Genomic DNA, 21,817 nt, shown 5'->3' with positions numbered 1-21,817 from the left:
AAAATTTCAAATAAAATTAATGTTATGAGAAAACAATTTTTATTTATAATTTTGGCTTTGATAGTAGTAAATACAAGTCAAGCGCAAACCAAATCGACAAGAATAGGATACATCGATATGGAGTATATCCTACAAAATGTTCCTGACTATAAAGAGGCTCAGACGCAATTAGAACAGAAGGCCGAAAAGTGGAAACAAGAAATTGAAACTAAGAAATTAGACATCAATAAACTTAAAGACGCTTTGAAAGCTGAAAAAGCGTTATTAACGAATGAGTTAATCGATGAAAGAGAAACAGAAATCAAGTTCCTTGAAAAAGAAACATTAGATTACCAACAACAACGTTTTGGTGTTAATGGCGATTTAATTAGGCAAAAATCTGCTTTAGCAAAACCAATACAAGATCAGGTTTTTACTGCTGTTCAAGATATTGCAGAAGCTAGAAAATATGATTTCATATTTGATAGATCATCTGATTTAACGATGCTTTTTGCCGCAAAAAGATTTGACGTAAGCGATCAGGTTTTACGAATTATAACCAGAACCGACAAGAGAGAGCAACTCACAAAGAAACAACTTGCTATAGAAGAAGAAAAAGAAAATAAAGAAACTGCGATTGACGAAAGTCCTGCTTTACAGGAAAGGCAAAAAATCCTAAATGATAGAAAAGCAGCAAGGGATAAAATACTAGAAGATAGAAAAGCAGCTCAAGAAGAAAAGATAAGAGCATACGAAGAAAACAAAAAAGCAATTCGTGATGCAAGGGAAGCTAAAAAAAATGGCACGGTTTCTGAAACAGTAAAAAAGGAAAGCACACCATCAGTAACTACTCCAACTACAGAAACAGCTAAAACAACTGTAACTGACGATGCGAGAGCCAAACAAGCTGAAGAAAGACAAAAGCTTTACGACGAACGCAAAAAAGCTTTAGAGGAAAGAAGAAATAAAATTTTAGAAGAAAGAGAAGCTGCCAAAAAAGCAAGAGAGCAAAAGGCAAAAGAAGAGAAAGAAAAACAAGGATAATACGACCAATAATTAATTAATATTTTAAAATGATGATGAAACAAATCAAAACTTTACTAATTGCTGCAATACTAGTTTTAGGAGCAAACCAAATGAATGCTCAAGCTAAAGTAGCTCACGTTGATGTAAGCGAAATTATGTCTAAAATGCCAGCAATGATAGAAGCACAAAAACAGCTTGAAAAACTAAGCGGTACATATGATGCCGATTACAAAAAAATGGTTGAAGAATACCAAGCAAAATTAAAAAAATACGAAGCTGAATCAGCTACAGTAACAGATGCAGTTAATGGAGAACGTTCTAAAGAAGTTCAAGATATGCAAAAAAGAATTGTAGACTATAGAGACAATGCTCAAAAAGAATTACAACAAAAAGAATCTGATATTGTAAAACCATTAATGGAAAAAGTGAGAGCTTCTATCCAAAAAGTTGGTAAAGCAAAAGGATACCAATATGTATTAGATGGTTCTACTCTTTTATTAGCTGATGGTCCAAACGTTACTGCTGATGTGAAAAAAGATTTAGGTTTCTAAAAAACTGTCTTAATAAAGTTTAAAAAAACTGCTCACCTATAAAATGGTTCGAGCAGTTTTTTTTTATACTCAAAAATCTTAAATAAAGTCTTTTTTTTGATTCTAAAAAATACTTAACTTTGTTTTTATGACAAATAATAATCCAATAGGCGTTTTCGATTCTGGCATTGGTGGTACTTCTATTTGGAGCGCTATTCATCAATTACTTCCAAATGAAAAAACTATCTATTTAGCAGACAGTAAAAATGCCCCTTATGGTCAAAAAACCAAAGAGGAAATAGTAGTTTTAAGCAAAAAGAATGTAGATTTTTTACTAGGCATGGATTGTAAATTGATTGTTGTTGCATGCAATACCGCAACCACAAATGCAATTAAAGAATTAAGAGAACAATATTCTATTCCATTTATAGGAATAGAACCTGCAATAAAACCTGCAGCAATAAAATCGAACACGCACACTATTGGAATACTCGCTACTCAAGGCACTCTAAATAGTGAATTATTTAATAAAGCAACTGAAATATATCAAGACACTAAAATCATTGAACAGGTTGGTCATGGCTTAGTACAATTAATTGAAAATGGAGATCTAAACTCTCCTGAGATGACACAACTTCTGGAATCTTATCTCAGACCAATGATTGAGGCTAATATTGATTATTTAGTACTAGGATGCAGTCATTATCCTTATCTGATTCCGCAGATAAAAAAAATCCTTCCAGAACACATTCATATTATTGACTCAGGAGAAGCTGTTGCTAAGCAAACTCAAAACATACTACGTGAGAAAGTCGGCTTTAATAATAAACCTGCAAATGAACCTGTGTTTTATAGCAATAGCAATCCAAAAGTTTTGTCTGACATACTAGGAAACAAATACAACGTTTCTGAAAAAGATTTCTAGTAATTATTCAAATTCCCTCCTAACAAACTATATTTTATCTAATGATAAATTGAGTGATAATTTATGATAATTTTCTTTCATAAGACCATCACCAATTTTACCTTTTTGACCCATAAGAGTAAAAAATATTCAAAGCTGAAAAAGTATTACACTCCAGAAGAAGGCTTAGTCCTAACGAGAAAGGCATATCGCTAACTCACTGATTATCGCCTTCAAGAATTCACCAATCGATTACTAATATAAAACATGTAAAATCCATCCAAAAAGAAACAAAGCCTTGATTGGAGATAAAAGAATTCCTATAGCGAAGCTATAAAATGCATTATAACTACTCCTCCTCTTCTTTAAACCAACTCGAATACATTACATAATTATTAGAAATGCGTTCGATTTCGCCAGCAAAATCAGATTGATCGATATCCTTTACTTTCTTAGCAGGCACTCCCGCATATATACTTCCTGAAGTTACTATTGTATTTTGAGTTACCACAGCACCTGCAGCGACAATAGCATTACTTTCGACAATACAATTATCCATTACAATCGCTCCCATTCCTATCAATACATTATCATGAATTGTACAACCATGAACAATTGCATTATGTCCTATAGAAACATTATTCCCTATTATCGTTGGGTGTTTCTGATAAGTACAATGAATTACAGCACCATCTTGGATATTAACCTTATTCCCTATCTTAATAAAATTAACATCTCCTCTAATTACAGCATTAAACCAAACACTACATGAATCTCCAAAAGAAACTTCTCCTACAATTGTAGCATTTTCGGCTACGTAGCAATCATTTGGAATATTAGGTGTTTTTCCGTTTACAGATTTTATCAACATGAGTTTATTTATTTTTTAAAATGAATTCTAATTAGTTTACTGCAGGACAATCACAATCGTATTTTTCACGCTTACAAAATAAGTTGATTCCCAAAGTAATTTGATGGTATGCGCCATTATCAAATTTCACGTTACCTGTAACTTGAGAATAAGTGTAAGCAAACATAAAGTTTTTATAATTAACCCCTAAAATAGGTGTTATGTATTGTAATTTTTGAGTAGAAATTCCTGAACCATTATAATATTGAGCGCCATCAAAACTTCTTCTATAAGATAATCCAGCCCAAAGGCTACCAAAATCCATATTTTTATACGCTTTTAAATTAAAATCAACCAACTTCTCTTTTGTCTTATCAAACAATTGAAAAAGCACTGAAGGCTCCCATAATAATTTTCTCTTATTTCCGAAAACATATCCTGCACTCAAAAGATATTTCCTGAGATTATCACTTTCAAAATCTGTATAAATTTGCCTTCTTGTTTCTACTGCTCCTTGAACTGTAGCGTGAGCATAAAAATTTAAAAAATTATATGAAGCCCCAAAATCCACATTAAAATAGGAATCCTTCTGTATGTTACCAAAAACAATTGGGTCAAATTCACCAAATGAAGTTTCGTCTAACTGGTTCTGAATTACTCCTGCATTAATACCAAATGACAGCTGATTCAAATCTATTTCATCTCTCGAAAAAAGAATATGATAAGCATAAGTAAGTTTAATTCCTTTTTGAGAATGATACCCGTTTTTATCATTAAAAAGTATAACTCCTGCCCCTGATCTATCACCAATACGGCCGTTAAAACTTAAAGTCTGAAGTGCTGGTGCATCATCCTGACCAAACCATTGCTTGCGTGCTGTTAATCTTAATTTTGCACAATTTGCAGCGCCTGCCATTGAAGGATGAATCAAATAATAATTATCAGACAAATAATCTGAATAAACTGGAATACCTTCTTGAGCATAAGAGTACGAAAATATAAATAATAAAAAAACTGAATATTTAATTTTGGAATACATTAAAGGTAGCTTTGTTTAAATAGATGTTAAAAACGTATATCAGTAATATACTTTGGTAAATATTACTACGATACAGAAAATAATACGTTATTTTTATATTAAAAATCAAATATAACTATTAGTAGAAAATAACTTTAGTAAATTTGTAAAAAATTACTAAATCATGACAAAACTCACTATAAAAGAAACGCAAAACCCAAGCATATTAAAATTTGAATTTCCTGACTTTATTACTAAGAATGAGAGCTTTGAATTTAAAAATATTGATGAAGCTAAAAACTCTCCACTAGCACAAAAGCTGTTTTATTTACCGTTCGTAAAAACAGTATATATTTCGGGGAATTTTGTTGCTATCGAAAGATATAACATTGTTGAATGGGACGATGTGAAAGATGCTGTAGTAGAGCAAATCGAATCATTTGTAAACGATGGTGGCGTTATCATTTCTATTGATGAGAACAAACCTAAAAAACAACCTATAACTGTTTATGGTGAATCAACACCAAACCCAGCAGCATTAAAATTTGTTGTTAGCAGAATGTTGACAAAAAATGCAATTGAATACAAAAACATTGATCAAACTGCATCTTCTCCACTAGCTAAAGAATTATTCAGATTTCCTTACGTTAAAGAGATTTTTATCGATGAAAATTATATCTCGGTAACTAAATACGAAATTAACGATTGGCAAGAAATCACTCTTGAACTAAGAACTTTCATTAAACAATATATTGAAAATGGAGGAACTGTTCTAGACGAAAGTTTAATCGAAGTGGCAACTAAAAATGATGTTACTAAAGATGAAGCTTTTGATAAATTAGACACTACATCGCAACAAATTATTAATATATTAGAAGAATATGTGAAACCTGCTGTAGCTGCAGATGGTGGAAACATAGCTTTTGATTCTTACAATGATACTGACAAAACTGTAAAAGTAATTTTACAAGGAGCATGTAGCGGTTGCCCTTCGTCGACATTTACTCTTAAAAGTGGTATAGAGAACATGCTAAAAAGTATGTTAAATGATGAAAACATCAAGGTAGAAGCTGTAAATGCTTAAACAACTTTTATAAACAAATCAAATAAAAGCGCTTCGTACGAAGCGCTTTTTTATTATCTAAGAAATAAAAAAACAATCACAAATTACTTATTATCAATAAATTATAACTACACAGTTAGCTTAATTCTTAAAAAAAGATTAATATTGTAATCTATATTAACTAACAAGAACTATTATGGGATTATCATCATTTTTTAAGAATTTATTTGGCACTGCTAAGGATTCTGCTACTGAATTAGCAACCCAAGCCGAAAACACGTTTGAGCAAGCTAAAGAAGCTGCAACTCCGTATATTGAAAAAGCAGAAACATTTGCTGAAGAAACAATAGAAAAAGTTAAGGAGGTATCTACTCCATATCTCGAGAAAGCAGAAACATTTGCTGAAGAGACCATTGCCAAAGCTAAAGAAGTATCTGCTCCATATATTGAAAAAGCAGAAACACTAGCTGGAGAAACGATAGAAAAAGTTAAAGAAGTATCAGCACCATATCTCGAAAAAGCCGAAACATTTGCAGAAGAGACTATTGAAAAAGTTAAGGAAGTAACTGCTCCATATCTTGAAAAAGCGGAAACATCAACCGGAGAAACAATAGAGAAAGTTAAAGAAATAGCTAACCCAATATTAGATAGTACTGAAAATCATCTTCATCAAGCAAAAGATGTAGCTACTGATCATACTGAAAAAGTATCAGATGATTTAATCAAAGTGGTTGATTCAATTAAAGAGAAAGCTGCAGAAACTACAGATGCTATTGTTGAAGAAACTAAATCACTTGCTACAGATGCTCTCGATAAAACTTCTGATGAAGCATTAAATAAATAGTTAAAGATAACAGCAATATTTATTAATAAATTAATTAATTTTTATCTTTGCTTAACTAATTCAAACCTTCTCATAGAGAGGGTTTTTTTATACTAAAAAAATGAATCTAAATCCCGATCAAATTAGCGGTTACGTTAACCAATTTATCCAAGTACTAGTTGATTATTCCCCTAAACTAATATCTGCCTTTCTTATTCTATTTGTGGGGCTTTATATTATTCGCGTTGTCAATAGATTAATACGTCGTATTATGGAAAAAAGGAACTTAGACCCTACCTTAACTAAGTTTCTTGCTGATATTTTATTATGGGCTTTAAGAATATTACTATTTGTATCATTCATTTCTAAACTAGGAATAGAAACATCCTCATTTGTTGCCATCTTAGGAGCAATGGGTCTTGCTGTTGGATTATCACTTCAGGGATCTCTTTCTAATTTTGCAGGAGGCATGCTTATTATTCTTTTCAAACCTTTTAAAGTTGGTGATACTATTGAAGCACAAGGCATAGTTGCAACTGTAGCTGAAATACAGATATTTGTAACTAAATTATATACTGCAAACAATCAAACTGTATTTATACCAAACGGGGCTTTATCTAATAACACAATTATTAATTACTCAATGCAAGGACAACGTAGAGCCGACTTGACGTTTGCAATTGCCTATGATGCCGATATTAAAAAAGCCAAAGATATTCTTGAGAAAATTTTAAAGGACAATCCAAATGTGCTTAAGAATCCTGCACCTGAAGTTTTCGTGAAAAACTTAACAAGTAGCTCTGTAGAATTTGCAGTACGCCCTTGGGCAAAAAACGAAAATTACGGAACTGTTTTTTCTCAGACACTAGAAGATTGCAAAATTGCTTTAGACGAAGCTGGAATTGCTATTCAACCTTACACATTACAAAAATAAGAGTGTGTATTTTATTGTTTTTTTGAAGTTGTAACCATAAAGTCTTTCAAATAATAAGGTTCAAAATAAGCGACATCTACAGTGTCGCTTTTTTGTATTTATCATAACTTATAACACTCATTTCTTTTGCTGAAGGATATTTAATATCTTCCAGAAAAATAAAATTTTCTTTTGTTAAAACTGCTTTACATTTTTCAGCACAATCTCCAACGAAATAAAGTGTTTCGCTACATTCTTCAAAAGAATTTTCGGTAATTATTTCAGCTAAAATCTCTCTTTGCTTTTCAAACTTTGAGTCAAATACTGCACTATACACTTCCATACGTCTGGCATCTAACATCGGAACGATTAAACCATTGCTAATCTTTGCTTGTGAAGCTAACGATTGTAATGTATCAACAGCAATTAATGGAATCTCTAATGCAAAACACAATCCTTTTGCCGCCGAAACTCCGATACGTAATCCTGTATAAGAACCAGGACCTTGACTAACCGCAATTGCAACTAAATCTTGAAAAGAAATTCCAGCTTCACGAACACATTCTTCGATAAACACATGTAATCTTTCGGCGTGAGAGTACCCCTCTTCAGAGATTTCTTTACACAAAATTATTTTCCCTTCTTTTGCTAAAGCAACAGAACAGTTCTTTGTAGCAGTTTCAATATTAAGAATATAAGCCAAACTAATTTTATATTTTATGAGAACAAAAAACAATCTAATCCTATCACAGAACTAGATTGTCTTGTCATTGTTATTTTTTTACTTTTTCAGATTTGAGGCTAACCTTATCACCTGAGTTCAAATCTTTTGAAACTGTTGTGTATGGTCCTGTAATTACCATATCACCAGCCTTAAGTCCCGACATCACTTCGATATTTGTGTCGTCTTGAATTCCTGTTTTTATAATTCTAATTTTAGCTTTATCCCCTTCTTTAACAAAAACGCATTCAAATTTTTTGTCATTTTTAGGAGCTATTTTTTTATCATTTGGGTCTTCAACTTTAATTTCTTTTACTGCTGTTGTATCTGATTTTACAACTACTGAACTTATTGGCACTGCCAAAACATTCTTTTTTGTATTTGTTATAATATCAACCGTAGCGGTCATTCCTGGTCTAAAAGGAGAATATGCTTCTGGTTTTCCTTCGATTAAATCTTTATAAGACTCTTTTAAAATTCTAACTTTAACTTTAAAATTAGTTACCTGATCTGCTGTTAAAGTACTACTTGCTGAGTTAGAAATACTAGTTACTATACCTTTAAATTGCTTTTTTAGATAAGCATCTACTTCTACATTTGCTTCGTCTCCAACTTTAATTTTTACAATATCATTTTCGTTTACATCTACTTCAACTTCCATGTTGTTTAAGTTAGCTACTCGTAAAATTTCGGTTCCTGCCATTTGCTGTGTTCCTAAAACGCGCTCTCCAAGCTCAACATTAAGTACTGAAATTGTTCCATCTGCAGGAGCATAAATAGTCGTACGTCCCAAATTATCCTTGGCTTCAATTACAGATGCCGAAGCACTTTGTACTGCAAAATAAGCATTTTGTTTGGTCGCTTTTGCTACTTCAAAAGAAGCAACTGCTTTATCCCAATCAGACTTAGAAATTATTCCCTTCTCAAATAACTTTTTATTTCTTTCATAATTCGCTTTTGCTTCCTTAAAAGAGGCATCTGCTTGACTCAAACTAGCTTTAGTTCCTGACAAATTAGAAACTGTACGATTATAACTAGATGTATATAAATCAGGATTTATTTTTACCAATAAATCTCCTTTCTTAACAACTTGTCCTTCTTTTACATTAAGTGCAATAATTTCCCCCGAAACTTCTGATGAGATTTTCACTTCTATTTCTGGCTGAATTTTTCCTGTTGCCGAAACAGTTTCTACAATAGTCGACGCTACTACTTTTGCAACTTCTACTTCAGTGCCTGCATCTTTATTTCCTATTACACCTGCTTTCGAAAATCCAATTAAGGCTACAATAACAATAACGACACCTCCTAATAAAAGATAAATTGTTTTTTTTGACATAATAAACTAGTTTTTAACTATCGGAACAATAGGAATTCCAAAATAGAATTCTAATATTTTTGTTTTAAAGATATAATCGTATTTTGTTCTAATTACTTCTGATTGCGCATTGGTAAGTAGTGTTTGCGATTGGTTAAAATCGAAAGCATTCATTAAACCTACTGCAAATTTTTCTTTTGCATAATCATAAGCTCCTTGTCTTGCTTCCAAAGCCACAACCGCAGCTTCATGTGCATTTAATGCTCCTTTAGTATCAGTAAAAGCAGTATAAACATTACGTTGCAAATCTAAGTTTTTTTGTTCTAAATCAATTTTAGATTTCTCTAAACTTACTTTGTTACGTTCTACATTATTTCTTGTTGAGAACCCATTAAATATTGGTATGCTTAATTGAACCCCAAAAGACTGTCCTTTATTATCACTAAACTGATCAAAAATTGGCGCTGCACTTCCTAAAACTGGAGCATAATTATCTTGCAAAACCGATTGATTGGTTCCTTGTACGTAACCAATTTGTTTAGTAGGATTTGCAGCATCTGGGATTGCACCTTTAACAATATCTGAATAACTTGCTCTTGTATTAAAATTATAAAAAGCACTTAAAGTTGGCTGATAAGCTCCTTTGGCGATAGAAACGTTCTTCTCAGCAATTTCAAGATTGGTTTTAGCTATTTTTAATTCTGTCCTCGTTTCTTTAGCTTTTTCATAAATTGCTGTTGGTGTCTGTGCCAAAATAGTTTCTCCAGCATCAATATTTGTATCATCTACTACATCAAAATCATTAAATTCTTTTAATTGTAATAACTGCGCTAAGCTAAGTTTTGATATTAATAACGTATTTTCAGCAATAACAACATTTTGTTTACCTGTAGCTACAGTTGCTTTAATGTCGAGTAAGTCTCCTCTAGGAATCGTTCCTGCTTTCACCAATTCATCAGAACGAGTATATTGTTTTTCACTAATTGCTAATTGTTCTTGTTGTACTTTTAAATTTTCTTTATTAAACAACACTTGTAAAAAAGCATTCGCAACGTTAAGCGAAATATCTTCTTGCATTTTTAACAATTGATATTTGGAAGCTACTATAGATAAATTAGCTTTTCGTAATGCATTCTGATTTTGTAATCCTTTATATATATCAACTGCAACTGATGCACCTATAGCTGAATATTGAGTTGTTTGATTTTCTAATAACCCTGTAGTGATATTCTGATTTAAACCGATATTCCATGAATGTGAAACTTGTGCATTAGCAGTAGGTAGAAATCTACCAAAAGCATCTTTTTTATCAATAGAAATACTTTGTGCATCCAATTCCGATTGTTTTATCGAGATATTGTTTTCTAACGCATATCGTACACATTCTTCTAGAGTCCATTTCTTAGATTGCGCCTGCATTGACGCTCCTAATAATAAGACAAAAACAAGATAAATATATTTATTATTTTTCATAAACTTTGAATCAAAGCATAGCAAAGATACTATACAAATTTAACATTCTCTAAAAACCAAAAATTCTTTTATTTTTTAACTTTTACTTATTTTTTTCTTCTTCTTTTATCAAGCCCTGATTCCAGATTTTTATCTTGTCTGTGGCTGTAATCCCTTTTATTACCTGTACAAAAATTCCATCACTAACTCCTAAAACAACATCTTTTCTTTGAAATTTTTGTGGTGCTGTTTCTACTTCAACATATGGCTTTTGAGTTTTTTTATCAAATTGAACTAATGATTCTTTTATAGCCAAAACTTTTTCTGCTTTCTCTAATATAATTGATGCATTAGCACTTAAACCTGCTCTAATAAATGTATCATCTCTGTTTTCTAGTGATGCTTTAATCTGAAATTGAATTGCTCCATTTTCCACTACTCCTTTTGGAGCAATATAACGTAAAACTGCATCAAATTTTTTATTCTCGATAGCACCAATTGTAATTTCGATTGGCATTTTTTCTTTGATTTTACCAACTTCTGATTCATCAATTTTTCCAACAAAAATCATCTTTCCAACATCAGCTACACTAGCAATTGTTGTTCCTTCGTTAAAATTATTACTCTCAATAACCTGATTTCCTACTTTCACAGGCACATCTAGTACCATTCCAGTTACTGTAGATCGGATTAAGGTGTTAGCATAATTTCCTAATCCTGAAGTAGTTCCTGTTTTTACAATATCAAAACTTTGTTTTGATGACAAATAAGTTTGTTTTGCCTGTTTGTAAGCTAGTTGTGTTGCATCAAAATCGTTTGCAGAAATCACTCCTTTATCAAACAATGTTTTTTGTCTCTGGTATAATTTTTCTTGGTTATCCAATGCAATCTTTGCTGTTTGAACCTGATTCTGAGTATTACTTACATTCGAAACGTTTGCAACAACTTTTATCTTTGCAATCATATCTCCTGCTTTAATACTTTCTCCTGCTTTAATGTAAACAGCTTCAATAATACCTGAAATATTTGGCTTGATAAGAACCTCTTCATCAGGCTGAATATTACCCGTTGCGATTGTATTTTTAACTATCGTTTTTATTTCCGCTTTCTCCGTTTGATAGACAATTGGCGACTCTTGATTTTTTGCATACAAATAATACAAAGCACCAAAGAAGACTACTGCAATAAAAATTAAAATGGTTATGGTTACTCCTTTTTTCATTTTGTTTTTTTGTTTAATCGATTATTTTATTGATTGATAATTTATTCTGCTCGTAAGGCATCTACAGGCTTTACGTTTATTGCTGTTTGAGCCGGAATAAATCCTGCCAGCAAACCTGATCCTACTAAAATTAATAACGCTACAAATACGACTCCTAAATCTACAGTCGGATTAGCAAACATTGTATCACCATCTGCAGGCATCGAAGCCAGCACCATATTGAGTATTGCTATAACTCCTGTAGCAACTGCAATACCTAACATACCCGAAATAATTGTTAAGAATATTGATTCTGAAAGTATCTGTCTTCGTATTGCCCCAGGAGTCGCTCCCAACGCTCTTCGAATTCCTATTTCTTTAGTTCTCTCCTTCACTACAATAAGCATAATATTAGAAATTCCAATAACTCCAGAAATCAAAACCAATGTCCCCACGAAATAAGCAATAAATGTTAAGATTGTGAACAATCCTTGTACTTGGTTAAATCGTTCAAACAAATCAAAATTCCCTACTGCTCTATCATCTTTAGGATTAACTGAATGTCTTTCCTTTATTATCTCTATAATTTTAGGTTTTAAATCTGTTATAGAAGTTTTATCATTTGCTGTAATTGCCATCCAACCCACCTTGTCTCCATAATTAAACACTTGCTGAAATGTTGTAAAAGGAACAAATATGTTCTTTTGCTCTGCTTCTGCCCCTCCATTATTTTGATTCTTGGAATAATACACCCCAACAACCATAAAATTTATCCCGTTTACTTTAATGTAAGTTCCAATAGGATCTTCATTTTTATCATAAAGTCCACTTATAACTCCTTTTCCGATAACAGCAACCTTTCTATTATGCTTAATATCTTGTTGGTTTACGAAACGCCCTTTTATGATATCCATTGGTTGTTGCTTAATAAGCTCTGGATAATCTCCATATACAGTAAAAGCAGATGTTTTGGTACCACGAACCACATTATTAGTCCCATTATTAGAATCTCCTAATTGATTTCGAGGTGAAACATATAGCAAATCAGGCAAAGCTTCTTTTAAAGCCATTACATCACTATTCTTAAAATCATAACGACGGGTTTTAGGCAATCCTTTATATGCTTTTGATGTGGTTTGACTCCACATAAACATTGTATTCGTTGCGATTCCATCAAATCCTTTTTTAACTCCATTCTCCAAACCATTTCCTGCTGCGAGCAATATTACTAAAATAAATATCCCCCAAAACACACCAAAGGCTGTAAGTACTGTTCTAAATACATTAGCAGTTAAAGCTTCTAAAATTTCTTCCCAATTATCTCTATCAAACATAATTATTCGTCTCTAAGTGCTACAATAGGTTTTATTTTTGCTGCTCTGTATGCTGGAAAAAAACCAGCCATTGCTCCCGCAAAAACAAGTAAAACAAGAGTGGTCAATGCCACACTAAAATCAACTTCAGGATTTAAAAAGAATTCACTTTTTATCATTGGACCTACTACCTCTAGCAATAACAAACTTGCTAGCAAGCCAATAAAACCTGCAATTGTAGTAATAAAAATAGATTCATGTAATATCATTCCAATAATAGAAATTGGAGAAGCTCCAAGTGCTTTTCTTATACCAATTTCTTTAGTTCTTTCTTTTACAATAATTAGCATAATATTACTAACTCCTACAACACCTGCTATAATCGTACAAATTCCTACCCACCAAAAAAACAATCTGATGTAAAGATTTAAATCATATACCTGTTTTGCATCTTTAACTGAATTGTACAAACCAATACCACTATCATCATCTGGAGCTACAATATTTTTACTCTTCAAAAGCGCTTTTAAGTCTGCACTAAATTTTTCAGATTCGGCCAAAGCTTCTTCATAAGTAGCTTTTTTATTTAAAGTAAAAAACAAATTACTCACTTTATCTCCAACTCCATATGCTCTTTGTGTTGTTGTCATTGGTAAATAAACTCTTGTCTCTTCTCTTTCGCCAGCTGGATCTGTAAAAACACCAACAACTTTAAAATTGATATTATTAATTGCTATTTGTTCACCAAGCGGATCTTTATCTTTAAACAAGTCCGTTTTTACTTTCATTCCGATAACGGCTACTTTTTCATAATTAGCTAAATCTTTGTTATTTATGAATCTCCCCATAACAACTGTACCATTTTCAATCCCTAAATAGTCAGGATCTACTCCTCTAAATTGATACGTTGAAGATTCTTTTCCATAACTCACTGAAGCTCCCCAAAAGTTATAAGTTGATGCACGTTTATCTAATTTATCCTCAAATTTTTGAATTGATTGTGAGTAATCACTATTTCTAAACTGAATTTGTCTCCCAGGATTTAGTCCTTTATATTGTTTTGTAGTAGTACCAGACCAAACCTCTATAATACCTTCGGCATCACGCTCGAATTGTTTTTCGATTCCGTTTTGAAGGCCTTTACCTGCTCCAAGAAGAATGACTAATATAAATATCCCCGATGCCACAGAGATACCTGTAAGAAAGGTTCTTAATTTATTTTTAGCAATTGCCTCAAATATTTCTTGCCAACGCTCAATATTAAACATAAGCTGATGCTCTAACTTGTTCTACGTATTTATCATCGATAATTAGTCCGTCTTTTAAGACTACATTTCTCTTACACATTGCTGCAATATCTGGTTCGTGGGTTACGATCAAGATTGTTTTTCCTTCGTCGTTAATTCCTTGAATCAATTCCATTACTTCATAAGAAGTCTTTGTATCTAAGGCCCCCGTAGGCTCATCTGCTAATAAAACTTTTGGATTAGATGCTAATGCTCTAGCAATCGCTACACGTTGTTTTTGCCCACCAGAAAGCTCACTTGGCAAATGGTGAGAATGCGAATCTAAACCTACTTTTTTTAAATAATTCAATGCAATCTCGTAACGTTCTTTCCTTTTTACTCCTTGATAATATAAAGGCATAGCGACGTTATCTAAAGCCGTTTTATAATTAATCAAATTAAAAGATTGAAATACAAAACCTAAAAACTTATTTCGATATCTAGACGCTATAGTTTCATTCAAATTTTTAATCGGTACATTATCTAATATATATTCTCCAGAATCTGCTTCATCCAATATTCCTAAAATATTAAGTAATGTTGATTTTCCAGAACCAGAAGACCCCATAATAGCAACCAATTCTCCCTCTTTTATATTGAAATTAATCCCTTTTAAAACATGCAATTCAGATTTTCCCATTTTATAGGATTTATGTAAGTCTTTAATTTCAATCATGGTTTGTTAATTTTAAAACAATAATACCTATTTCGCCTAGCAATTTACTACAATAAAATGTTAATAGCTTTAACCTATTATATCAATAAGACTAAATTCTCATCAAAATGTTACACTTTAATCTTAAAATATATTTGTTTTCTTAATTTTGTATCTTAAAAAAAAATAATGAAGAAATTATTCTCGTTTCTAGCACTTTCAATGGTTACGTTATTCATAACAAGCTGCTCTTCTTCTCAAAAATTAGCAACACTAAAACCTGAACCCGATGATGCCAGTCCATTACTATATGACAATGCTCCATCATTTATTAATTTACCTATTACTATAAAACTAAAGGATATTGAAAACCAAACTAATACTATTCTTAATGGCTTAATTTACGAAGACAATAACATTGAAGATGACGATATCGAAATCAAAATATGGAAGTTGGCTCCTATAAAAATCGAGACTGATCCTAGTAATCCTGGAAAAAAAATAAAAACCATTTTACCACTAAAAGCGCTCGTAAAGTACCGAATAGGAACTAAACGTCTAGGTGTTGAATTATACGACACAAGAGAATTTAATTTAAATGGAGTAATTACATTAAACAGTTCAGTAGGATTAACCAACTGGAAACTTAACACTAAAACGGAATTAAAATCATTAGATTGGAATGAGAGCCCAACAATGAGTGTTTTTGGAAAAAACATGCCTGTAACTTATCTTATAAATCCAGCTGTTTCAATTTTCAAATCAAAAATAGAAAAAAGTATCGATGCAGCAATCGAAAAATCAATGGATTTCAAACCTAATGTTTTAGCTGCTTTAGAAAAAATATGTACTCCTTTTCAAATGAATGAAGAATATGAAAGCTGGCTTAGAATTGTCCCTATAGAAATATACTCTACCGATGCGGTACTTAAAAACGATTCTTTTTATTAGAAATGGGCATGAAATGCAACATGGAAACAATAGTTGGTAAACAACCTGAGAGTAAATTCAATGCTTCCAAAATTGTTTTAAAACCAGTTACAAAAATCCCTAAACAAATCACAGCTAATATCGCTGCCATTTCGAGCTATAAAGATGCTTCTAAAATCATGACTAAAAATTTTGCTGGACAAGAATTTGGTTCTGGAAGTAAAAAAATCACCGTAAAAAACGTTGAAATCTGGCACAAAGAAGGGAAAATGATTATTGCTTTAGATGTTTTAGGAGCAGTAAACGGAACATTATATTTAAACGGTTTCCCGAAATATAATCAACAAACTAAAGAACTTTATTTTGACAAACTTGACTATGTTCTTGACACAAAAAGTAAACTAACCCGCACTGCGAACTGGCTTATGCAAGGTTACATCTTAAAGAAAATGGAAGAAAGTTGCCGTTACTCGATACAACCAAACTTAGAAGAAGGTAAGAAAAGCATGCTAACTTATCTTAAAAACTACTCTCCTATGCCTGGTGTTTTTGTAAATGGAAAAATGGAAGATATCGAATTTCAAAAGATAGAATTAACAAATCAGGCCATTATTGCTTTTATAAAAGTTAATGGAACTGTAAATGTCTCCGTAAACGGATTGAAATAAATCTAGCTTACGCGCTTTTCTTTTTAGATTGATACATTCTATAAATCAAGTAACCAATAACAGCAACTAGCAAATAAGGAACTACCATTAGATAAACAATTCCATCGTTTACTGCTTCGGCCTGCTTAGTATTTTCATCACCACCTAAGGCAGCTCGACACATAGCACATTGTGCACTAGCAGATAAATTAAAGAAAAAAATAACCAATAAGAAACTAATCTTTGTCAGCCTAGAAACAGAACGTTTCTTGTTGTTTGTATTAAGCATAATAAGGGGAAATCATTAAATAAACAATCACTCCAGTTATAGCAACGTATAACCAAAGCGGAAATGTAATTCTTGCAATTTTTTTATGATTTTCAAAATTTTTCGCAATTGCACGAACATAAGTTATCAAAACCAAAGGAACGATTGCAATTGACAATAAAATATGCGAGATTAAAATAAAAAAATAAACATATCGAATTGCTCCTTCTCCACCAAATTTAGTGGAATCTGACGTCATGTGATACGCAATATACATTACAAGAAAAGCCAACGAAAGAGCTATTGCTGTAGTCATCAAACGCTCGTGTAGCTTTCGATTCCCTTTTTTAATAGCCATTACTGCAATAATCAAAACCAAAGCAGTAATTCCATTTATTGTAGCATAAATAGGTGGCAAAAAATTAAGTGGTTCTACATTATACCCAAAATCTTTTAATTTAACCCCAAACAAAATAGCTACTACAACTGGAATTACAATTGAAACAAGCACAATATACTTGTTGTATTTTTTTTCTAATGAATTATCCTCCATTTTTATTCTTCTAATAATATATTTATATCTTGTTGTATGTCTCTAACTCCTTTTTTATCCAATCCATCATAGTAAAGTATTGGGTTTCCAAATTCATCTTTTCGACAACGAATGTCTCCATTTTTATCTATTAAAGCAAATAAACCAGAATGCTCAAAACCACCACTTACCTTACTATTTGCACCTGCGTACAAATTAAATCCTTTATTAGATAAATCTAAAATAACATTTTTATCACCAGTCAAAAAGTTCCAGTTAGATGACTTAACTCCTAACATTTTAGCATGATCTTTTAAAACCTGAGGCGTATCGTGAGCAGGATCAATTGTTATTGAGACAATCCCAAAATTTGGATTCCCAAAAAACTTCTTTTCTATTTCTAACATACTTAAATTCATCTTAGGACAAATAGAAGGACAGGTTGTAAAGAAAAATTCTAAAACATAAACTTTTCCTTTATAAGTTTCATTTGATATTGTAACATTATCCTGATTGGTTAATTCAAATTTAGGAGCTGGGCCAATTTTTACTAATTTCCCATCGTCCTTAACGTTTTTCCCATTAACACTATCTAAACGGCTTCCTTTTACGACTGAATCATTTTTAACCCTGTCTATAATTTTAGGTATCGCATAAATACCAAAAATCAATACTATAAATGAAATACCGATATATGATTTGTTCTTAAACATGATAATATAATTTTAAAGTTGTTTTGTTGCATTATGATTTTTCTTAAGAGCAGCACGATATTCGTATAGGATAATCTTAAAATCATCCAACATTTCATTGCTTAACTCAGAAGGATGAAAAGTATTATATCCTTCTTTATAATTGTCTTTGTCTTTTCGCCCTCTTAAATTACGTTCTTTATCAACGATAAATACATTAGGTGTTCCTAGATGCTGATCTAATTTTCCAACCAAATGCAATTGATCATAATAAGCAGTTATTTCTGATGGTGAAGCAAAAACAAAATGCCATTGTGACACATCAGTAAAATCTGCTAAAGCATCTATAACTTTACGCGTATCTTCTTCTGTTCCTAATGGACAAATTACAACAAATTGTAAATCTTTGAAACCATGATAACGTTGATAAACTTTTTCATTTAGATTAAAATAATTACCACGATTTTTTAAAATTTCTGATCCTGAAAAACCGAGTATTGTAATTTTATTATCCAAACCAACTTTTTCACCTCTTAAAGATTTCCAATCTCCTAAGTTGGCAATTTTAGGTGTTACAACAGGCAGTTTAGTAAAGCCATTCACGCCAGATGCAAAAAAAAGATAAGCAACTATAGGCAAAACGAAGAGAACAAAAAGAACTATATTTTTTTTCATTATACAAGGGAAAAAATTAAAGTACAAAAATAAAAAAAGGTACGCAATGCGTACCCTCTTTTTGAATTAATATCATGTTAAAAATTCCATTTAATGGTAGAATCTTTAAAAACCCCAAAAATATAATGTCCTTCTGTCAAAAGAATAAACAATAAATACAAAACTAGGAAAATAACCGTTGAAACAACTGACCATCTTAGGCCACTTGATTCACCTTCCATATGCATAAATGCCCAAACTATATAATAAGCTTTATATATTGTTAGAATATAAAATATCCAATTTAATAAGTTCAAACCAATAAAATGATTAAACTCTAATACTCCCGGCTTGTAAATACCAAGGATAACCTCCACTGTTGTTACAATTGATAAAAGTGCAAAAACAAACCAGATTCTTTTTGTATGTGATACATATTCGTGTGACATAATAATATAAATCTAAAATTAAACTAAGTAGAAAACCGTAAATACAAATACCCAAACTAAATCGACAAAGTGCCAGTATAAACCAACTTTCTCTACCATTTCATAGCTTTTTCTTTTTTCATAAGTACCTAACAATACATTAAAAAAGATAATGATATTGATAATAATTCCTGAGATCACGTGAAAACCGTGAAAACCTGTAATAAAGAAGAAGAAATCTGCAAATAATTTATTTCCGTATTCGTTTCTTGTCAAATTAGCACCTTCTACAACATAATGCGCTTGGCTTAATCTTGACTCTGACTCTTCTCTAGTTAGAATAGTTTTTTGCTTTTTCTCTGTAAGCTTTTCCGTTCTTATTAACAATTCAGGATGTGCTTTGAAACCTGCTTGTACTTCGGCTACTGAATATGAAGGCAATGTTTCAGCATCGCTCATAAACCATTTACCTTTGTCTCTAGTCAATGCTTCTCTTCCTTCTGGTAATTTTACTGCAAAATCTGCAAGGGCAACTCGTTTTCCGTCTTTATCTACAAACTGAAGTAAACTTCCTCCTTTTGTTTCAATAGCTCCGTATTCTCCTTTGATAAAGTTTTTCCACTCCCATGCTTGTGATCCAACGAAAATCAAACCTCCAATAATAGTTAAAAACATATATACTGCAACTTTGTTTTTCTTCATTTGATGTCCAGCATCAACAGCCAAAACCATTGTTACAGATGAAAAAATCAAAATAAATGTCATTAATGCGACATAGTACATAGGTGCAGATACACCATGCATAAAAGGGAAGTGATTAAACACTTCATCAGCCAGTGGCCAAGTTTCAATAAATTTAAATCTAGAAAAACCGTAAGCTGCTAGAAATCCAGAGAACGTTAAGGCATCCGATACGATAAAATACCACATCATCATTTTACCATAACTTGCCCCTAATGGCTCATTGCCGCCTCCCCAAGTTTTTTCTTCGTTATTTGCAGTAGTAACTGTCGCTTCCATAAAAGATATTCGTTAAAAAGTTCCCAAATTTACGTTTTTTTCTTATTTAAAGAAATATAAAAATAAAAATAAATAGACCCACAAGAAATCAAGAAAGTGCCAGTACATTGCACCTAGTTCTATTCCAAGAGTTTGAGTCGAATTGTATTTCTGTTTAAAATGATTATAAATAATAACTAAGAGAGAAATGATCCCTCCAGCTAAGTGAAATAAGTGTGTAACCGTTACAACATACAAGAAAGTTGTAGTTATTGTACTCTCAGCTCCTGTAAAATAATAGCCATTTGCTACTATTTGTCCAAAACCTACAAATTGTAAAACCACAAATAAGATTCCTAATGCTAAAGTAGTCAAAAGTAAATTAGTTGTTGCTTTTCTATTATCCTTTTGCATTGCATTTTTGGCTAAGTGAAAAGTAACACTACACCCAATAATTACCAAAGTACTATAAAAAAATGCTGGTGGCAATTGAAAATCCTTCAACCAATCGGTTCTTGACTTACTAACCACAAAAGCACTTGTAAGTCCTGCAAACATCATGGTCATACTAACCATTGCGAACAATAAAATTAATTTAGATGACTTAGCGCTCCTTGCTCTATATTCATCTGCTGTCATTGTCATTTCCATAATTATCTCAAAAATTTATCAAATATATAAATCAACTGTAACAAGGTGATATAAGAAACACTTACCAACATCAATGTCCTTGCTGCCTTGGCTGTTCTTAACTTATACAAACGAACTGCATAAATCAACATCCAAATCCCCAACAGAAACACTAAAACCGCCGCTATTGGTGTAATAAACAATTTACCTGTATATCCTAAAGCTGGTAAAAGTGAAGCCACTATAAGCCATACTGTGTATAAAATAACCTGTAATGCAGTTCCTTTATCTTTTTTCCCTGTAGGAAGCATAAAAAACCCTGCTTTTTCATAATCCTCATATAAAAACCAGCCAATAGCCCAAAAATGAGGAAACTGCCAGAAAAACTGAATTAAAAAAAGTGTCCCTGCTTCTATACCAAATTCTCCTGTAGCAGCAACCCATCCTAACATAAATGGTATTGCGCCAGGAAAAGCCCCAACAAAAACCGACAATGATGTTACCGTTTTTAAAGGTGTATAAACACTGGTATATAAAAATATAGAAATCGCACCAAACATTGCTGTTTTAGGATTGATTGTATAAAGTAAAGTTAACCCTATAATTGTTAGTAAACTTGCTACAATCAAAGCTACTCTTGAAGACATTCTCCCAGAAGGAACTGGTCGATTCTTTGTTCTATCCATTAAGGCATCCAAATCTTTCTCAATAACTTGATTAAAAGCGTTTGAAGCTCCTACCATACAATATCCTCCAATTGCTAAAACTAGAAGTACGGTCCATTGAAAAGGATGTTTATCATCAAAACCAAGTAAATAACCTGCTATTGAAGAAAACAAAACACTAACAGCGAGTCCTGCTTTTGTGATTTCTTTGAAATCATTAAATATAGATTTGAGTGAAAGTGAATTTTGTGTTGCGTCCAATGCGTTGTTATTTTTGTTTTTCCAAAACTGGTGCAAATGTACAAATTAGATTGCAGAAT

At 31.9% G+C, this 21,817-nt stretch carries 22 protein-coding genes and 2 pseudogenes; 7 read left to right on the top strand and 17 right to left on the bottom strand.

Annotated elements, in window-relative coordinates:
* Positions 1–24 precede the first annotated feature (24 nt).
* The 3 genes from EAG11_RS20720 (at position 25) to murI (ending at position 2,460) form a co-directional block, all read left to right on the top strand.
* Complete coding sequence (locus EAG11_RS20720) at positions 25–1,023, top strand: OmpH family outer membrane protein (protein WP_129540853.1); 999 nt, start codon at positions 25–27, stop codon at positions 1,021–1,023.
* 35 nt (positions 1,024–1,058) lie between these two features.
* Positions 1,059–1,556, top strand: coding sequence for an OmpH family outer membrane protein (locus EAG11_RS20715; RefSeq protein WP_129541150.1), 498 nt, complete (start codon positions 1,059–1,061; stop codon positions 1,554–1,556).
* Positions 1,557–1,683: 127 nt separating this feature from the next.
* Complete coding sequence (gene murI, locus EAG11_RS20710; protein WP_129540852.1) at positions 1,684–2,460, top strand: glutamate racemase; 777 nt, start codon at positions 1,684–1,686, stop codon at positions 2,458–2,460.
* A gap of 328 nt (positions 2,461–2,788) precedes the next feature.
* On the opposite strand, the gene EAG11_RS20700 is transcribed toward murI, so the two are convergent.
* Positions 2,789–3,310 carry a gamma carbonic anhydrase family protein gene (locus tag EAG11_RS20700; RefSeq protein WP_129540851.1) on the bottom strand — a complete coding sequence of 174 codons (522 nt, stop codon included), beginning with the start codon at positions 3,308–3,310 and terminating at the stop codon, positions 2,789–2,791.
* A gap of 31 nt (positions 3,311–3,341) precedes the next feature.
* Positions 3,342–4,328: a type IX secretion system membrane protein PorP/SprF gene (locus EAG11_RS20695; protein WP_129540850.1), complete on the bottom strand. Its 987-nt coding sequence runs from the start codon at positions 4,326–4,328 to the stop codon at positions 3,342–3,344.
* Between the two features lie 163 nt (positions 4,329–4,491).
* Here EAG11_RS20695 and EAG11_RS20690 point away from each other — a divergent pair, with 163 nt between their 5' ends.
* The 3 genes from EAG11_RS20690 (at position 4,492) to EAG11_RS20680 (ending at position 7,127) form a co-directional block, all read left to right on the top strand.
* Positions 4,492–5,391 carry a NifU family protein gene (locus EAG11_RS20690; protein ID WP_129540849.1) on the top strand — a complete coding sequence of 300 codons (900 nt, stop codon included), beginning with the start codon at positions 4,492–4,494 and terminating at the stop codon, positions 5,389–5,391.
* A 175-nt stretch (positions 5,392–5,566) separates the two neighbouring features.
* Positions 5,567–6,214 (top strand): apolipoprotein A1/A4/E family protein, encoded by a 648-nt coding sequence (locus EAG11_RS21980; protein WP_207209611.1) that lies wholly within the window; start codon positions 5,567–5,569, stop codon positions 6,212–6,214.
* Between the two features lie 100 nt (positions 6,215–6,314).
* On the top strand, positions 6,315–7,127 hold the full coding sequence (locus EAG11_RS20680; RefSeq protein WP_129540848.1) for a mechanosensitive ion channel family protein: 813 nt from the start codon (positions 6,315–6,317) through the stop codon (positions 7,125–7,127).
* Positions 7,128–7,138: 11 nt separating this feature from the next.
* On the opposite strand, the pseudogene tsaB reads toward EAG11_RS20680, so the two are convergent.
* The 7 genes and pseudogenes from tsaB to EAG11_RS20645 form a co-directional block, all read right to left on the bottom strand.
* Positions 7,139–7,809 (bottom strand): annotated as a pseudogene (gene tsaB / locus EAG11_RS20675) (tRNA (adenosine(37)-N6)-threonylcarbamoyltransferase complex dimerization subunit type 1 TsaB).
* 70 nt (positions 7,810–7,879) lie between these two features.
* A complete protein-coding gene (locus tag EAG11_RS20670; protein WP_129540847.1) occupies positions 7,880–9,166 on the bottom strand; it encodes an efflux RND transporter periplasmic adaptor subunit in 1,287 nt (428 codons plus the stop codon).
* Between the two features lie 6 nt (positions 9,167–9,172).
* A complete protein-coding gene (locus EAG11_RS20665) occupies positions 9,173–10,618 on the bottom strand; it encodes a TolC family protein (protein ID WP_129540846.1) in 1,446 nt (481 codons plus the stop codon).
* 82 nt (positions 10,619–10,700) lie between these two features.
* The gene (locus EAG11_RS20660) at positions 10,701–11,819 is read right to left on the bottom strand and encodes an efflux RND transporter periplasmic adaptor subunit (protein WP_129540845.1); all 1,119 of its coding nucleotides are present in this window, start codon (positions 11,817–11,819) and stop codon (positions 10,701–10,703) included.
* Between the two features lie 41 nt (positions 11,820–11,860).
* Complete coding sequence (locus EAG11_RS20655) at positions 11,861–13,132, bottom strand: ABC transporter permease (protein WP_129540844.1); 1,272 nt, start codon at positions 13,130–13,132, stop codon at positions 11,861–11,863.
* Positions 13,133–13,134: 2 nt separating this feature from the next.
* Entirely contained in the window at positions 13,135–14,379 is a 1,245-nt protein-coding gene (locus tag EAG11_RS20650) for an ABC transporter permease (RefSeq protein WP_129540843.1), read from the bottom strand.
* Positions 14,372–15,073 (bottom strand): ABC transporter ATP-binding protein, encoded by a 702-nt coding sequence (locus EAG11_RS20645; RefSeq protein ID WP_129540842.1) that lies wholly within the window; start codon positions 15,071–15,073, stop codon positions 14,372–14,374. The genes EAG11_RS20650 and EAG11_RS20645 overlap by 8 nt, the downstream gene beginning before the upstream one ends.
* Before the next feature lie 168 nt (positions 15,074–15,241).
* Here EAG11_RS20645 and EAG11_RS20640 point away from each other — a divergent pair.
* Positions 15,242–16,650, top strand: a pseudogene (locus EAG11_RS20640) (DUF4403 family protein).
* A 7-nt stretch (positions 16,651–16,657) separates the two neighbouring features.
* Here the strand turns inward: EAG11_RS20640 and EAG11_RS20635 are convergent.
* The 8 genes from EAG11_RS20635 to cyoE form a co-directional block, all read right to left on the bottom strand.
* On the bottom strand, positions 16,658–16,918 hold the full coding sequence (locus EAG11_RS20635) for a hypothetical protein (protein WP_129540841.1): 261 nt from the start codon (positions 16,916–16,918) through the stop codon (positions 16,658–16,660).
* A complete protein-coding gene (locus EAG11_RS20630; RefSeq protein ID WP_129540840.1) occupies positions 16,911–17,450 on the bottom strand; it encodes a DUF420 domain-containing protein in 540 nt (179 codons plus the stop codon). The genes EAG11_RS20635 and EAG11_RS20630 overlap by 8 nt, the downstream gene beginning before the upstream one ends.
* 2 nt (positions 17,451–17,452) lie before the next feature.
* Positions 17,453–18,142, bottom strand: a complete 690-nt coding sequence (locus EAG11_RS20625) for an SCO family protein (RefSeq protein WP_129540839.1) — start codon at positions 18,140–18,142, stop codon at positions 17,453–17,455.
* A gap of 12 nt (positions 18,143–18,154) precedes the next feature.
* A complete protein-coding gene (locus EAG11_RS20620) occupies positions 18,155–18,796 on the bottom strand; it encodes a hypothetical protein (RefSeq protein ID WP_129540838.1) in 642 nt (213 codons plus the stop codon).
* Positions 18,797–18,873: 77 nt separating this feature from the next.
* Entirely contained in the window at positions 18,874–19,224 is a 351-nt protein-coding gene (locus tag EAG11_RS20615) for a cytochrome C oxidase subunit IV family protein (RefSeq protein WP_129540837.1), read from the bottom strand.
* A gap of 18 nt (positions 19,225–19,242) precedes the next feature.
* Positions 19,243–20,223: a cytochrome c oxidase subunit 3 gene (locus EAG11_RS20610; protein ID WP_129540836.1), complete on the bottom strand. Its 981-nt coding sequence runs from the start codon at positions 20,221–20,223 to the stop codon at positions 19,243–19,245.
* A 42-nt stretch (positions 20,224–20,265) separates the two neighbouring features.
* A complete protein-coding gene (locus EAG11_RS20605; RefSeq protein ID WP_129540835.1) occupies positions 20,266–20,853 on the bottom strand; it encodes a cytochrome c oxidase subunit 3 in 588 nt (195 codons plus the stop codon).
* Between the two features lie 2 nt (positions 20,854–20,855).
* The gene (gene cyoE, locus EAG11_RS20600) at positions 20,856–21,758 is read right to left on the bottom strand and encodes a heme o synthase (RefSeq protein ID WP_129540834.1); all 903 of its coding nucleotides are present in this window, start codon (positions 21,756–21,758) and stop codon (positions 20,856–20,858) included.
* Positions 21,759–21,817 lie beyond the last annotated feature (59 nt).

Origin of the sequence: Flavobacterium sp. 140616W15 (assembly GCF_003668995.1) — a bacterium.
Taxonomy (GTDB): domain Bacteria; phylum Bacteroidota; class Bacteroidia; order Flavobacteriales; family Flavobacteriaceae; genus Flavobacterium.
The sequence above is the reverse complement of the archived record's forward strand: the minus strand, read 5'-3'. Positions and strand labels throughout refer to the sequence as shown.